The sequence below is a fragment of the Rhodanobacter sp. Root627 genome (assembly GCF_001427835.1).
Lineage (GTDB): Bacteria > Pseudomonadota > Gammaproteobacteria > Xanthomonadales > Rhodanobacteraceae > Rhodanobacter > Rhodanobacter ginsenosidimutans.
Genome location: NZ_LMGW01000001.1, coordinates 635,138 through 648,162, shown reverse-complemented (window position 1 = coordinate 648,162; position 13,025 = coordinate 635,138). Strand labels below are relative to the sequence as shown.

The 13,025-nt window shown below is 65.5% G+C and carries 15 protein-coding genes; 6 read left to right on the top strand and 9 right to left on the bottom strand.

What is annotated here, in order from left to right:
- Nucleotides 1-11 precede the first annotated feature (11 nt).
- The 5 genes from ASD68_RS17450 to ASD68_RS03115 form a co-directional block, all read right to left on the bottom strand.
- Nucleotides 12-158 (bottom strand): hypothetical protein, encoded by a 147-nt coding sequence (locus ASD68_RS17450; protein ID WP_343123431.1) that lies wholly within the window; start codon nucleotides 156-158, stop codon nucleotides 12-14.
- A 78-nt stretch (nucleotides 159-236) separates the two neighbouring features.
- Nucleotides 237-887 carry a murein L,D-transpeptidase catalytic domain family protein gene (locus ASD68_RS03130; RefSeq protein ID WP_235577574.1) on the bottom strand — a complete coding sequence of 217 codons (651 nt, stop codon included), beginning with the start codon at nucleotides 885-887 and terminating at the stop codon, nucleotides 237-239.
- A gap of 225 nt (nucleotides 888-1,112) precedes the next feature.
- The gene (locus ASD68_RS03125; protein ID WP_056603288.1) at nucleotides 1,113-1,841 is read right to left on the bottom strand and encodes a M23 family metallopeptidase; all 729 of its coding nucleotides are present in this window, start codon (nucleotides 1,839-1,841) and stop codon (nucleotides 1,113-1,115) included.
- A 1-nt stretch (nucleotide 1,842) separates the two neighbouring features.
- On the bottom strand, nucleotides 1,843-2,835 hold the full coding sequence (locus ASD68_RS03120; protein ID WP_156458315.1) for a L,D-transpeptidase: 993 nt from the start codon (nucleotides 2,833-2,835) through the stop codon (nucleotides 1,843-1,845).
- A 160-nt stretch (nucleotides 2,836-2,995) separates the two neighbouring features.
- A complete protein-coding gene (locus ASD68_RS03115; protein WP_056605087.1) occupies nucleotides 2,996-3,574 on the bottom strand; it encodes a 2'-5' RNA ligase family protein in 579 nt (192 codons plus the stop codon).
- A 154-nt stretch (nucleotides 3,575-3,728) separates the two neighbouring features.
- On the opposite strand from ASD68_RS03115, the gene ASD68_RS17085 reads away from it, so the two are divergent.
- Nucleotides 3,729-3,881, top strand: a complete 153-nt coding sequence (locus ASD68_RS17085; protein ID WP_200945319.1) for a hypothetical protein — start codon at nucleotides 3,729-3,731, stop codon at nucleotides 3,879-3,881.
- Nucleotides 3,882-3,929: 48 nt separating this feature from the next.
- Here ASD68_RS17085 and ASD68_RS03110 read toward each other — a convergent pair whose 3' ends face one another.
- Complete coding sequence (locus ASD68_RS03110; protein WP_056603285.1) at nucleotides 3,930-5,249, bottom strand: MATE family efflux transporter; 1,320 nt, start codon at nucleotides 5,247-5,249, stop codon at nucleotides 3,930-3,932.
- Nucleotides 5,250-5,556: 307 nt separating this feature from the next.
- Between ASD68_RS03110 and ASD68_RS03105 the strand changes: the two genes are divergently transcribed.
- The gene (locus ASD68_RS03105; RefSeq protein WP_056603282.1) at nucleotides 5,557-6,399 is read left to right on the top strand and encodes an MnmC family methyltransferase; all 843 of its coding nucleotides are present in this window, start codon (nucleotides 5,557-5,559) and stop codon (nucleotides 6,397-6,399) included.
- 53 nt (nucleotides 6,400-6,452) lie between these two features.
- Here ASD68_RS03105 and ASD68_RS03100 read toward each other — a convergent pair whose 3' ends face one another.
- On the bottom strand, nucleotides 6,453-7,430 hold the full coding sequence (locus ASD68_RS03100; protein ID WP_056605084.1) for an MBL fold metallo-hydrolase: 978 nt from the start codon (nucleotides 7,428-7,430) through the stop codon (nucleotides 6,453-6,455).
- 108 nt (nucleotides 7,431-7,538) lie between these two features.
- On the opposite strand from ASD68_RS03100, the gene ASD68_RS03095 reads away from it, so the two are divergent.
- The 4 genes from ASD68_RS03095 (at nucleotide 7,539) to ASD68_RS03080 (ending at nucleotide 11,625) form a co-directional block, all read left to right on the top strand.
- The gene (locus tag ASD68_RS03095) at nucleotides 7,539-8,450 is read left to right on the top strand and encodes a LysR family transcriptional regulator (RefSeq protein WP_056078713.1); all 912 of its coding nucleotides are present in this window, start codon (nucleotides 7,539-7,541) and stop codon (nucleotides 8,448-8,450) included.
- Nucleotides 8,451-8,589: 139 nt separating this feature from the next.
- The gene (locus tag ASD68_RS03090; protein WP_056603279.1) at nucleotides 8,590-9,414 is read left to right on the top strand and encodes an SAM-dependent methyltransferase; all 825 of its coding nucleotides are present in this window, start codon (nucleotides 8,590-8,592) and stop codon (nucleotides 9,412-9,414) included.
- 65 nt (nucleotides 9,415-9,479) lie between these two features.
- Nucleotides 9,480-9,761: a hypothetical protein gene (locus ASD68_RS03085; protein ID WP_056603276.1), complete on the top strand. Its 282-nt coding sequence runs from the start codon at nucleotides 9,480-9,482 to the stop codon at nucleotides 9,759-9,761.
- Between the two features lie 181 nt (nucleotides 9,762-9,942).
- Complete coding sequence (locus tag ASD68_RS03080; RefSeq protein WP_235578615.1) at nucleotides 9,943-11,625, top strand: GGDEF domain-containing protein; 1,683 nt, start codon at nucleotides 9,943-9,945, stop codon at nucleotides 11,623-11,625.
- Nucleotides 11,626-11,751: 126 nt separating this feature from the next.
- Here the strand turns inward: ASD68_RS03080 and ASD68_RS03075 are convergent, their stop codons facing one another.
- Together ASD68_RS03075 and ASD68_RS03070 are read right to left on the bottom strand one after the other, a co-directional pair.
- Entirely contained in the window at nucleotides 11,752-11,991 is a 240-nt protein-coding gene (locus tag ASD68_RS03075) for a hypothetical protein (RefSeq protein WP_056078704.1), read from the bottom strand.
- A 116-nt stretch (nucleotides 11,992-12,107) separates the two neighbouring features.
- Nucleotides 12,108-12,998, bottom strand: coding sequence for a LysR family transcriptional regulator (locus ASD68_RS03070; RefSeq protein ID WP_056603273.1), 891 nt, complete (start codon nucleotides 12,996-12,998; stop codon nucleotides 12,108-12,110).
- Nucleotides 12,999-13,025 lie beyond the last annotated feature (27 nt).

The window sequence follows — 13,025 nt, the reverse complement described above, 5'->3', positions numbered from 1 at the left end:
GGTGGCTGTAATCAACGGAACGAGGGTTTCGGCTTGCGATCGATCAGCCAAACCGACCATGCCGCAGAGAATCGAGCGCGTTGCCATCCCGAACCTTCGATCGCCTCCGTCATCAGCGCGCCCAGCCGGGTCATCCGGTCGGCCAGCCAGCGCGGCACGCGGCGGCCGTGCAGCGGCAGGTCAGTGCTTCCACCGCGGTGCGTCAGCGGAAAAGCCCGTGCAAAAAACGCCTTGCATCACTGCCTGGAACGTTCTGCCGCCAAGGCCAGCTGTGCGGCCGGGCAATGCAGCAACGCGGAGCGCGCCAGCCAGGCCTGTTCGGGGTAATAGGCAAACACGAACTGGCCGTCTTTCATCACATCGATGATGGGGCGCGCCACCGCGCTGCGCAGCGCGGGGCAGCCCCAACTGCGCCCCAACCGACCCATCGCCTTGTCGGCCGCCACGTTCACGTAATCGGCCCCATGCATCACGATGGCGCGATCCATGGCGGCATCGTTGAAACCCGGCTCCAGCCCATCCATGCGCAACGAGTAGCCGTTGCGGCCGGTGTAGGTGGCGCCGGTGACGAAAAGACCCACACTGGATGCGTGACTGCCATCCTCATTCGAAAAATGCGTGGGCAGGTTGCCGCCCGAGCCGCTGCCGTGCGCCACCCATTCGCGGTACAGAAGCTCATGGCTGCGCAGGTCGAACACCCACAACCGACGCTGCAGCGACGGCATGCTGTAATCGATCACCGCCAGCCGTTGTGCCGTCATCCCCACGCCACTGGCCCGCGCGCATTGCACCGCCGCCAGGGCCAGCGACAGCACCTGCGGATCGATCGCGGGCGCCTCGCGCGCCAGACGTTGCGTCGCGGTCAGCGGCATGGCGGCGGAAGGCATGATCTGATCGACGGCGTCTGGCCGCACCGCCGCCAGCGCGACGCCGCACGCACACACGGCGATCGCCAGCATCAGCGCCGACATGAAGGTTTTCAACGACATGGGGCGCAGTCTAGCGGATACGGGTTAACCATTTGTTGGGCCGTCATCGACAAAACAGCAGGCTGCCCGCCCGAACCATTCAGGCCGAACACGGACGCATGAGGGCGACACCCAACCCCGGCGCTACGGCCCGATTATCCGGCCGTAGGGATTGATCGGCCTGCTTTGCCACCAGTGTTTTTCCGGACCGAGTACGCCGATCTCGAAATGCAGGTGCGGCGCATCGGCGCTGGCGTTGCCGGTGCTCCCCACGAAACCGATCGGATCGCCCCGATGCAGCATCTGTCCCTCGGCCAGCCCTGGCGCGTAGCGGTCCAGATGGGCGTAGTAGTAGACGACTTTCTGCTGCGGTCCGAACTGGTAGACGGCAAGCCCGCCGCGCACGCTGTCGAACAGCTTCACCACCTCGCCGTCGTTCACCGCCACCACCGGCGTGCCGCGCGGAGCCATGATGTCGATCGCGTCATGCACGCCCCGGACCTGGCGCGCCTGGGTGTAGGTGTCCACCAGGTCGCCGGTCTTGACGCCCACCACCGGCATCAGCAAGCCCGAAATGGCGCTGGCGGGCAGACCCGAAATATCGGGCGTCGCTTCGATGACAGACGCCGGCGCGACAGGCGCTGCCTCGTCAAGCACGGTCGCTGTGGGTGCCGTGATCGCGGGGGGTGCAGCAACCTGCGACTGGACGGTGGCCACCTCCGGCGGTAGTGGCGCGTCCATCGCTGCGGCGGCGCTTATCGCCTGCGGAGGGCGGTCCTGTACGACGACGGGAATGGCCTTGCGCCCGCCCAGGCTCAGCATGGCCACCACGGCGCACACCGCGCCCAGCACAAAACCGATCAGCACTTTCATCTCAGTTCTTCAAGGTGGCGGTCATGCCGGGCTTCACCGCCTGGGCCACTTCCCGCGCGCTCCAGTTGGTGAGGCGGATGCAACCGTGCGATTCGGTCTTGCCCACTTTCGACGGCTCCGGCGTGCCGTGGATACCGTAGTGGGGCTTGGACAGGTCGATCCACACCACGCCCACCGGATTGTTGGGGCCTGCCGGCAGGATGGCCTTGGAATCGCCCGCGTCGGCATCCCAGAACAGCTTGGGGTTGTAGTGGAAGACAGGGTTTTTCGCCACGCCCTCGATCTTCCAGTCGCCGATGGGCAACGGGTCATGCCTGCTGCCGGTGGATGCGGGGTACTGCGCCACGACCTTGCCCGCCTCATCCACCAGCGAAACGGTGGCGTCGGATTTGTCCACCACCACCTTCGCCACGACGGGCAATGGCGTGGCGCTTTGCACGTTCGGTACCACCAGCGATTCGCCGGCACGGCTGAAATCCTTGCCGGGGTTCAACCGCTGAAGCAGCGCAAGGCTGGCGTGGAATTTCTCGCCCAACGCCTCCAGCGGCGAGGCGTAGCCCAGGGCATCCATCCCTGCCTTCGCCGCCGTGTCGTCAGGCACCGGGAGGAACGGCCCGGCAACGTCGTCGGGGCCAAGGGTGACCTCGACCAGCGCAGGTGCGCGATCCTGATCCAGCGCCGCCCAGGTGGGCGCGTCCATTTCGCCGGTGACGCCCAGCCCACGGCTGGCCTGGAAGCCGGCAATCGCCTGGCGCAGGTTGGAACCGTAGGCGCCGTCGATTTCCCCCGGCGAGAAACGGGCGCGGTCCAGCAGGATCTGCGCACGCAATACGGCAGCACCCTTGTCGCCAGCGCGCACCGGCGCAGCCAATGCGGCATCGTTGACTGCCGCGACGTCGAGCACGACTGGCACCGCATTCTGCTCGGCCGCAAGCACGGGTGCGGCGATGGCAGCCACCAGCGCGGCGAGAATCAAGCTGCGTTTTTCGATCATCGGCAAGCGACCTCCTGTGGGGAGATCAGAGCTTGCCGCAGCCTGCGTGAAGAACCGTTGGCACTACCAGCGCAACGCCAGGCCGGCATCGGTCGCCGGGTTCACGCCGACTACCGCAGGTGAACGCACCGATGCGCGGAACGTCACGTCGACGGTTGAACTACCCGAGCGGCCAATGCGCCAGCGGAATGTAGCGCGTCTGGCCCAACAGGCTGTGCACCAGCACGAACTCCTCCGCCCGCCACGCAATCGGGGCCACCGCTTCGGGAGCGACCACCCGACGGTCATACGCCAGCGTAAGGTGCGGCCTGAAACCCGTGGTTACGCAGCGGCCCAGCCTGGCCTCACGCAAGCGCACGCCAAGCTCGGCCTGAAAAGCGTGCAACGACTCGTTGCCATGATCGGCCGTCAGCACGAATGGCGACTTTTCCCGGTGCGCGTCAAAACTGGTGACCTGGTCGAAAACCACATCGAACGGCGCCGCCGTGACCTGCACCGCCGCGGCACGGGCCGCCTCGACCACATCCGGGCGCAAGCCCACCGAATCGCCCAGATGGAACAGCGTGACGTGGAACCGGTCAGCCGCCAGCGGTTTGCCGCGCAAATCGTGGCGGGCACACTGCGCGGACGCGAAGGCGGCGAGCCTGTCGGCGGTATCGCGATTCGGGAATATCGCCAGAAACAGGCGGTCGGTGGCCACGGGCTGCGCAAACCCGGGGAATGATGCTTGTTGCGACATGGTCGTCTCTTCGCCCGGCACGCAGGACGCGTGACGCGGCGATGCCTGGTCGATGGGCCGCCGAGAATAATCCATGCCGCGATAAGGCGGTACGCCCGCGCCCCCACGTCGGCCCCGCGGTATTACACTGGCGGTTCCAACGGAGACATACCTCTTGGCAAAGCCCAATTATTCATTCGAAAAGCGACAGCGCGAGCTCGCCAAGAAAAAACAGCAGGAAGAGAAGGATGCGCGCAAGCGCCAGGCGCGCGAAGCGGAAAAAGCCGCCGCCGATGCCGAGAACAAGACTTCGCCTGACGAAGGCTGATTCACTGAATCCATGGCAGGGTTGCCGGCCGTGGACATACTCCGCCGCCTAACGGCGTGATCGATCAGGCCCCACAACCATCCACCGATCATGCCGGACGCGCCAGCCGAGCGTGGCGAAGCGCGCCCCCAGAAAGCCGAAGACAAAGGCGGCGGTGAGCCAGCCAAGCCCTGCCATCCCCACCGGCGCGATGACGAGAATGGCGACGGCCAGCGGCACGAAGACCGCAAGATTGATCACCCCGGCCACGGCAAGATAGCGAAGGTCGCCCGCGCCGATCAGCACGCCATCCAGCACCCACACCACGGCGCCGATGGGAACCGAAAGGCCGAGCATGACCAGGCTGGGCGGCAGCAGCGCCTGCACGCTGGCTGCGTTGGTGAACAGGCGACCCAGCACCCCATTGCCGATCACCACCAGCGCGCCGAACAACAGGCCCGCCAGCACACCCCACTCCAGGCATCGGCGCAGCACGGCCTTCACGCTGGCCCGGTCGCCCGCCCCAAGATGACGGCCGACCAGCGCCTGGGCGGCAATCGCCAACGCATCCAGCGCGAACGCCAGCGTGGCGAACAGCGTCATCACGATCTGGAAGGCCGCCAGTTGCGGCGAACCCAGCCCAGTCGCCACATAGACCGCAAGCACCATCGCGATGCGCATCGTCAGTGTGCGCAGGAAAAGCCAGCCGCCCGCGGTCGCGCCCAGCAACATGCCGGCGCGTCGCGGCCAAAGACTGGCGCCCTCGCGCCTCGCGTGGCCACTCACCACCACAAGATAAGCCGCCACCATCAGCCATTGCGCCACGACCGAACCGACCGCGGAACCGGCGATGCCCTGTCCCAGGCCGTAAATGAAGCAGAAATTGAGCACGATATTGACGGCAAAGCCGACACCCGCCACGACCAGCGGCGTGCGGGTGTCCTGCAGGCCGCGAAGCAAACCGCTGGCCGCGAACACCAGCAGCATGGCCGGAATGCCCGCCATCGATATGCCCAGATAAGTGACGGCCGCCGTGGATACCGCGGCATTCGCACCGAACGCCGCCACCAGCGCCGGGGTCGCCACCCAGCCCGCGCCGGCCAGGACGATACCGAGGCCCAGCGCAAACCACAGCCCATCGATACCCACCGCCACGGCACGACGACCATCCCCCGCACCCAGCCAGCGAGCCACCGCCGGCGTGGTGTTGTAGGCCAGGAAAACCATCAGCCCGATGATCGTCTGAAGGATCGCGCCGGCCAGCCCCAGACCCGCCAGCGGCTCCTCGCCCAGGTGCCCGACCATGGCCGAATCCGCCAGCAGAAACAGCGGCTCCGCCACCAGCGCACCGAACGCCGGCAGCGCCAGGCGCAGGATCTCGCGATCCATCGATTGACGGGTGAAAACGTTGATGGGCTGGGCCTGGCCGGCAGAATCGACAGCGGGCCATCGTACAGGCCCGCACTTTCCACTGCCTGCGGGCGGGCGTGGAAATGATCTCCAAGCCCGCCCCTCTCCAACTTCCCTTTTCGTCGGAAGCCGCACGCTCAGCTCCCTCCCATGCTCGCAGGGGAGGGCTGGGAAGGGGTCCGCTTTTGATCTTCCCCCCAAGCGTGCAATGAACCAGCAGCCCGCCCCACTCCACGCTATCCTGCCCGCGCCCTGCGCGCCCCGATAACCAAGGAGATCACCCCACGTGCCGCATTATTCCGGCCCACTGCTCACGCGCCCCGTCGCCGAAGCGCTATGCGCGGCGCGCGACGTGGGCTCAGACGAGTGGAAGGGCTCGCTGACGCTGGGTTTCACCCGCGACCACGCCCGGTTGTCGGCGCAAGGCTGGGAGTGGCGCGGGCAGCTTCATCCCTACCCCGGCAAGCTGAAAGACCGCACCATCTACTACCGCGATGGTGACGACTACGCGCCGGTGGCGCGCTTTTCCGGTTCGCTGATCAAGCTGGTGCCCACCGAATGGGGTGCGCCCACGTTCGAGATCGACGGCATCAAGATGCTGCCCACGTCGAAGGAGTCGCCGTTCGAGGACGCGCGCCGCAAGGTGGCCCTGGTCGAGCCCGCCGGCAAGGCCGTGCTCGATACCTGCGGCGGCCTGGGCTACTTCGCGGCCTGCTGCCTGGAAGCCGGCGTGGCGCGTATCCATTCGTTCGAGAAGAACGCCGACGTGCTGTGGCTGCGCACGCTGAACCCGTGGTCGCCCGACCCCGACGCCGATACCAGCGCCAGCCGCCTGCTGCTGGCGCATGCCGATGTATCGCAGGCGATCGCGCAGTTCGCCGATGCCTCGGTCGACGCGGTGCTGCACGACCCACCGCGCTTCGGCATCGCGGGCGAACTCTACTCGCAGGCGTTCTACGACCAGCTCGCCCGCGTGCTGCGTCGCGGCGGGCGGCTGTTCCACTACACCGGCAGCCCGAACAAACTCACCAGCGGCCGCGACGTACCGCGCGAAGTGGAGAAGCGGCTGGAGAAAGCCGGCTTCAAGGCGCAACTGGCGCTGGACGGCGTGCTGGCGGTGCGGCGCTGAAAGCGAAAAGCAGCGATGAACCGCTGCTTTTCGACTTCGACTCCCGAAGATGCTCAGTCCCCGTTCGGACGCATCCGGCTGAAGTTGACCGGCACCCACTGATAGGACGTGCCGGCCGTGCGCAGATGCCCAACGCCGGGAAACGGGATGTGCGCACCGGCGACCAGCGTCCTGTCCTTCGCCATCGCATTGAATACGCGGATGCGCGACGCCGCCGCTTCCTTCGGGTCGCTGTCGAAGGAGATGGTCACGTTCGGATGATCGAGCTGGACGGCGGGGACGTGAATGAGGTCGCCCATCACCAACAGCTTCTGCCCCTGGCTTTCGATCATGTACGAGGTGTGTCCCGCCGTATGCCCGAAGCTGGTGTAGGAGCTGACACCCGGCAACAACGCCACGTCGCCCTTGAACGGCCGGAATTTCCCGGCTTTCACGTACGGATCGACCTCGGCCATGGCGTCCTTGAAGAAGGCCTTCGAGGCATCCGGTGCCTTGGCCAGGTTCGTCTCGCTCAGCCAGTAATTCCCCTCGTCGCGCTCCGCGTGGACGATGGCGTTGGGAAACTGGATCACGCCGTTCTTCGCCAGGCCGCCGATGTGGTCCGGATGCATGTGGGTCAGCAGAATGTCGTCGACGTCGGCAGCGGTATAGCCCGAAGCCTTCAGGTTGCCCATCAGCTTGCCGAGCGTGGGCCCGAACAGGTCGCCGGCGCCGGTATCGATCAGGATCAGACGCTTGCCGGTGTTGATCAGGTAGGCGTTGTCCGAGGTTTCCTGCGGCGTCTTCTGGAAGGCGTGGTTCAGCGCAGCCACCGTTTTCGCGGCCGGCTCCTGCAGCAATTGATCCACCGGCAGATCCACCGTGCCGTCGCTGAGCGCGGTGACCTCGAAATTGCCCAGCATGAAGCGGTAGTAGCCCGGCGCCGATGTCTGGGCCATCGGCGCCGCGGCGAGGACGCTGGACGCCGTGAGGCCCAGCAGGATGGCTGCGGTGGTGGCGCGGAGGATGTTGCCGCGGAGGTGGGTACGCATGGTTTTCGCCTTGGTGGTTGAAGGTGGCGCCATGTTGGGCATTTGCGTATTTCACTACAATCAGTAAATGTGCAAGGCAGGCTTGCATTTTCAGCAACACGGGGCACCATGCTCGACGCCATCAGAACCTTTATCGACGTGGCCACCGAACGCAGCTTCACCGCCGTGGCGAAGCGCCGCGACGTGGCCGTGTCCTCGATCACCCGCAAGATCGGCACGCTGGAAACCGAGCTGGGCACGAAGCTGCTGGCGCGGCATTCGCGCGCTCTGGTGCTGACGGATGCCGGCGAGCAGTTTCTGCCGCGCGCCCGCCACATCGTTTCGGAAATGGATGACGCCCGGCACAGCCTGGCGGATTTGCAGGCCGACCCTCGCGGCCTGTTGACGGTAACGGCGCCCGCCGCGTTCGGCCGGCTGCACGTCATTCCCGCGATGACCGGGTTCCTGAAGCGCTACCCGGCGATCGAGATCGACCTGCACCTCAGTGACCAGCGCGTGGACCTGCTGACCCAGCGCGTCGACGTGGCCGTCCGCATGGGCACGTTGCCCGACAGCGACCTGGTCGCCACGCGACTGGCACCGTCCCGGCGCATGGTCTGCGCAAGCCCCGAATACCTTGCCCGCCGCGGTCATCCCGCAACGCCCGAGCAACTGCTGGAGCACAACTGCCTCACCTTCGCCTCCACGCCGCCGCCCGAGTGGTGGTGCTTTTCCGGCATCAACCGGGAAGCCGCGCTTCCCGTGCGTGGGTCGTTGCGCACCGACGACGCCGAAGCCTTGCTGGGCGCCGCCGTCGCCGGCATCGGCATCGTCCACCTGGCCAGTTGGCTGGTGGGGGATCTGGTTCGTGCCGGGAAACTGGTGGTGCTGTTTCCCGATCGACCCACGCCGTCGAAGATGGCCCGATCAGCGATTCACGCCGTGCGCATGCCCGGCCGCTCGCACGCGGCGAAGGCGAAGCTTTTCATCGATCACCTAAAGAATTCATTTGGTGAGCCGCCATACTGGGATGGCTTCTGATCGCCGGCACCACATGGCTGATCAGCCACCGCCAAGCTGGAATGACGTCGTTCGGAGGTCGAGCCATGCACCGATCGCAAGCCGTTGTCGCAAGCGCATCCAGCCTTCGGTTCCGCTTCGACTGTCCTATTATCCAGCGATGATCACCACCCACCCGCCATCGCTCGGGTCCCGACGCGGCAGTCTGGCGTGCGTCGGCATGGGCATGACGCTGGGCTCCCATCTCACGCCGTTGGCACGCAGCCATATCGCACAAGCCGATGTGGTGTTTGCGGGGCTTTCCGATGGTGCCGTGGAAATGTGGCTGCAACGGATGCATGCCGACGTACGCAGCCTTCAGCCGTATTACGCGGAAGGCAAATCGCGCATGCAGACCTATCGGCAATGGGTCGAGTTGATGATGATCGAGCTGCGTGCCGGCAAGCGGGTGTGCGGTGTGTTTTACGGCCATCCCGGCATCTTTGCCTGGTCGCCACACAAGGTCATCGAGGTGGCCCGCGCCGAAGGCTTCGAGGCACACATGGAGCCGGGCATTTCCGCCGAGGATTGTCTTTATGCCGACCTGGGCATCGACCCAGGCCGTTTCGGATGCCAGCATTTCGAAGCGAGCCAGCTGCTTTTCTACGAGCGCAGAATCGATCCCACCGGCTATCTGGTGCTGTGGCAGGTCGGGCTGGTAGGCGATTTGTCGTTGACGCGATTTTCCACTGGCTCAGCCTACCGACAAGTGCTGGTGGATCTGCTGATGCGGGACTATCCGCTGGATCACGAAGTGATCATTTATCGTGCCGCGACCTTGCCGATTCAGGCGCCGGAAATGCGCCGCATCGCGTTGCGTGATCTGCCGACCGCCGACCTGACAACAGAACACACCGTGGTGCTGCCACCCGCCGCGCCGCTCAAACCCAATTTCGCCATGCGCGAGCAGCTGGCGGCGCTGGATCGGGAAACCATCATGGCGTGATGTGGGATATCGCCGCACGATGCATTCGAGGCTGATGCCCGGCAATATCGAAAGCAGGGGGAGACATGTCGAACACGATCGAACTTCTGGCAACCATTGGCGGCGATGCATCACTGCGACATGCGCGGAGGCACGAACTGGTGGGCCGGCTGCAACAGCTGGGCGCATCCGAGGCGCTCACAACCGCGGCATCATCCGGCGATGGGGCGGCGCTCTACGCGGAACTCGGGCACAGGCCGATGAAGCAACCCCAGGTCACGCATACGCCCGGGCACGAGGAGGATGAAACCGAACCCGGCGACCATGAGCCGCCATCGGTTCCCATTCCCGACCAGGGCAACCCCTGACGCACGCGGACAACGCACACCCATGCCTCCTCTGCCGATCCGCTATCGCTCATGGCCCGCCTGCGTGGGCCTGGCCATCTGCGTGATCGTCGGAACGACCCGGGCCAGCATGGCGATACCCGATCCCGCGGCGTTCCTTGCGCAAACCGACAGCGTACGCACCAGCGATCACCCGCGATTCATGCGCATGCTGGCGCAGCTCCACCGCGAGGCGCCTCGCCTCAGCCCTGCCGAGCAATGGCACCTGCGTTATCTCGATGCGTGGCAAACCGGGTACCAGGGCGACTACACCAAGGCCGACGTGCAACTGCGCGCCGTCGCCGAGCACTCCGGCGATGCCACCTTGGCCGCCAGGGCTTCAGCAATGCGCCTGCTTGGACTGGGCTTCACCCGCCGGTACGAGGAAGCCTTTGCCCTGGCCGAGCGCCTGGCGACCGACCTCCCCAACATCAAGGATCCGCTTGCACGCTTTCAAGTCCTGATCAATCTGTCGCAATCGATGCTGTTGGCCGATAAGCGCGACCTGGCGTTGAAATACGCACGAATGGTTGAAGGCAAGCTTCCCCCCGGCGAGACCCTCTGCCCTCCTCGCACGCTGCAGATCACCATCCGATACGACAGCCCCCAGCTCACTTCGTCCAGCCCGGAGTTTCATCAAGCCATCGAGACATGCAGGGCGGCGGGGCAGCCGGTCTACGTCGAGACGCTGCATCTGGTGATGGTGGAGGCGTACCTGCGGGAGAAGCGGCCCTCGAAGGCTCTCGCCTTCCTCGACCGGATCGAGCCAGGTATCAAGAGCAACGGGTTCTACGCCCACATGGAGTCGGCCGCCATATTTCGGGCAAAAGCCCTGTTCGCGTTGGGGCGCCTTGCCGGGGCCCGTACTGCGGCTCTGACGGCACTGTCGCTCAATAATCCGGATGAAATCAGCGAGGCAAACAGGGACATTTACGAGGTGCTTTACAAGGCAGAGAAGAAGCTCGGCGACACCGCCGCTACCTTGTCGTATTTCGAGCGTTACGCGCTGCAGGACAAGGGCTACCTCGATGACGTCAGCGCCCGCGCGCTGGCTTATCAGACCGTGCAGCAGCACCTGCTGACCGGGAAGCTGGAAACCGAGAGGCTCAGCAAGCAGAACGCGGTGCTGCGGCTGCAGCAGGCGCTGGATGCCAAGGCGGTGGAAACCAGCCGGCTCTACATTCTGCTGCTGCTGTTGCTGGTCGCCTCCATCGCCTCCTGGCTCTATCGCCTGAAGCGTTCGCAACTGCGCTTCAAGCGGCTGTCGCATCACGACGGTCTCACCGGCATCTTCAACCACCAGCATTTCATCGGCGAAGCGGCCCGCCTGTTGCAGGCGATGAAAAAGAAGACGGAACACGCCTGTCTGATTTTCATCGACCTCGATTACTTCAAGCAGGTCAACGATACGCATGGTCACGCCATGGGTGATGCCGTGTTGAAGCAGACGGTGGCGATCTGCCAGCAGGAGCTGCGGCCCGCCGATCTGTTTGGCCGTCTGGGCGGCGAGGAATTCGGCATCCTGCTTGCCGGATGTTCCCGCCATCTGGGCATGGACATCGCCAACCGCATCCGGGTTGCGATCGGCGCCACGCCGATGGGACACGACGACTGCGTGATAACGATTTCCGCCAGCGTCGGCCTGGCGTCCACCGAAGTATCCGGCCACGACTTGCAGCGGTTGTGCATGGAAGCGGATATGGCGCTTTATCGCGCCAAGGGCAGTGGCCGCAATCGCGTCGTTGCGCATGCGGGCACGGGCGACCTGTTCAATGAGGGCACGCCTGTGCCGGGCCCGGCGTTGCGCAGCGGCGCTACCTCGAGGAGCGTTGCGGAGTTCGAGTGAAGGCGAAGCCGGAGCACCCGGTAGACTTGCACCGCCATGCAGGAGCGACTTCGGTCGCGACGCCCTGGCTCTGGGGCGGAAGCGTCGCGGCTGAAGCCGCTCCTACAGCACAGCGAGCAATTGGAATCAGCCGCAACTGCCGCAGCAGGTGCTGCCGCCGCTGATATGCACTTCGGTTTCCAGCGGCACGGCGTCGCAATCCATGGTGCGCAACACGTCCAGCACCTGGTTGCCGGTGGCGTTGGCCAGGACTTCCAGGCGGCCGCGCGGGGCATCCAGGGCAATCTGCACATTGGGGTCGAGCGGACGCAGCGCGGCGGTGAAGGCGGCAGCGTCGTGATGACAGGTGGACAGCTGGTATTGCATGGTCTGCTCCGTAAGGGGTGGCCGTTCAATGGCTCGCCATGATGCGGAAATTCCCCGCGCCTTCCCCTGACCAGGATCAACCGCCCGGCGAACGCCTCCATCGCCGTCCTGCCATGTCACGCACCCGTGGCACTGAAACGCTCCGCCAGGAAATCGCTGAAGGCACGCACCAGCAGTGAGGATTGGCGATGCTGCGGATAAAGCACATGGACGTTGATGCCTTCGGGCCGAAATTTATCCAGCACGGGCACCAGCCGGCGATCGGCCAACGCGGCGGCCACGATGAAATCCGGCAGGCTGACAATGCCCAGGCCGGCCATCGCCGCGTCGCGCAGCATCTCGCCGTTGTTGGCGCGCATCGGCCCGCCCACGGAAACCTTGCGGATGCGCCCCTCCACGCGGAACGTCCATTCACCGCGACGCGCACGCCCGTAGGTCAGGCAGGCATGCGACGCCAGTTCGCCGGGCACCGAGGGCGTGCCGTGACGGCGCAGGTACCCGGGGCTGGCGCAGGTAATCAGTTGCACCGCGGCGATGCGACGCGCAACCAGGCTGGAGTCGGCCAGCGTGCCGATGCGCACGGCCATGTCGTAGCCTTCGCCGATCAGGTCGACCGCGCGGTCGTTGAGCTCCAGCTCGACCACCACCTCGGGGTGGCGCTGCATGAACGCGGGGATCACCGCCCCCAGGTGCAGCGTGGCGAACGTCATCGGCGCGCTCAGCCGCAACAATCCGCGCGGCGTCGCGGTCTGGCTGGTGATCAACTGCTCGGCGGCATCCACCTCCTCCAGGATGCGCTGGGCGCGCTCGTGGTAGGCCAGGCCCAGATCGGTAACGCGCAGCTGCCGGGTGGAACGCACCAGCAAGCGCGCGCCCAGCCGCTTCTCCAGCGCCGCAACCCGCTTGCTGACGAACTGCTTGGATAGCCCCAGCCGGTCCCCTGCCGCCGTGAAGCTTTGCGCATCGACGGTCTCCACAAAGATCCGCATGTCCTCAAGCTGGTTCACATTGTCGCCCTCAAGTTGACAGTATTA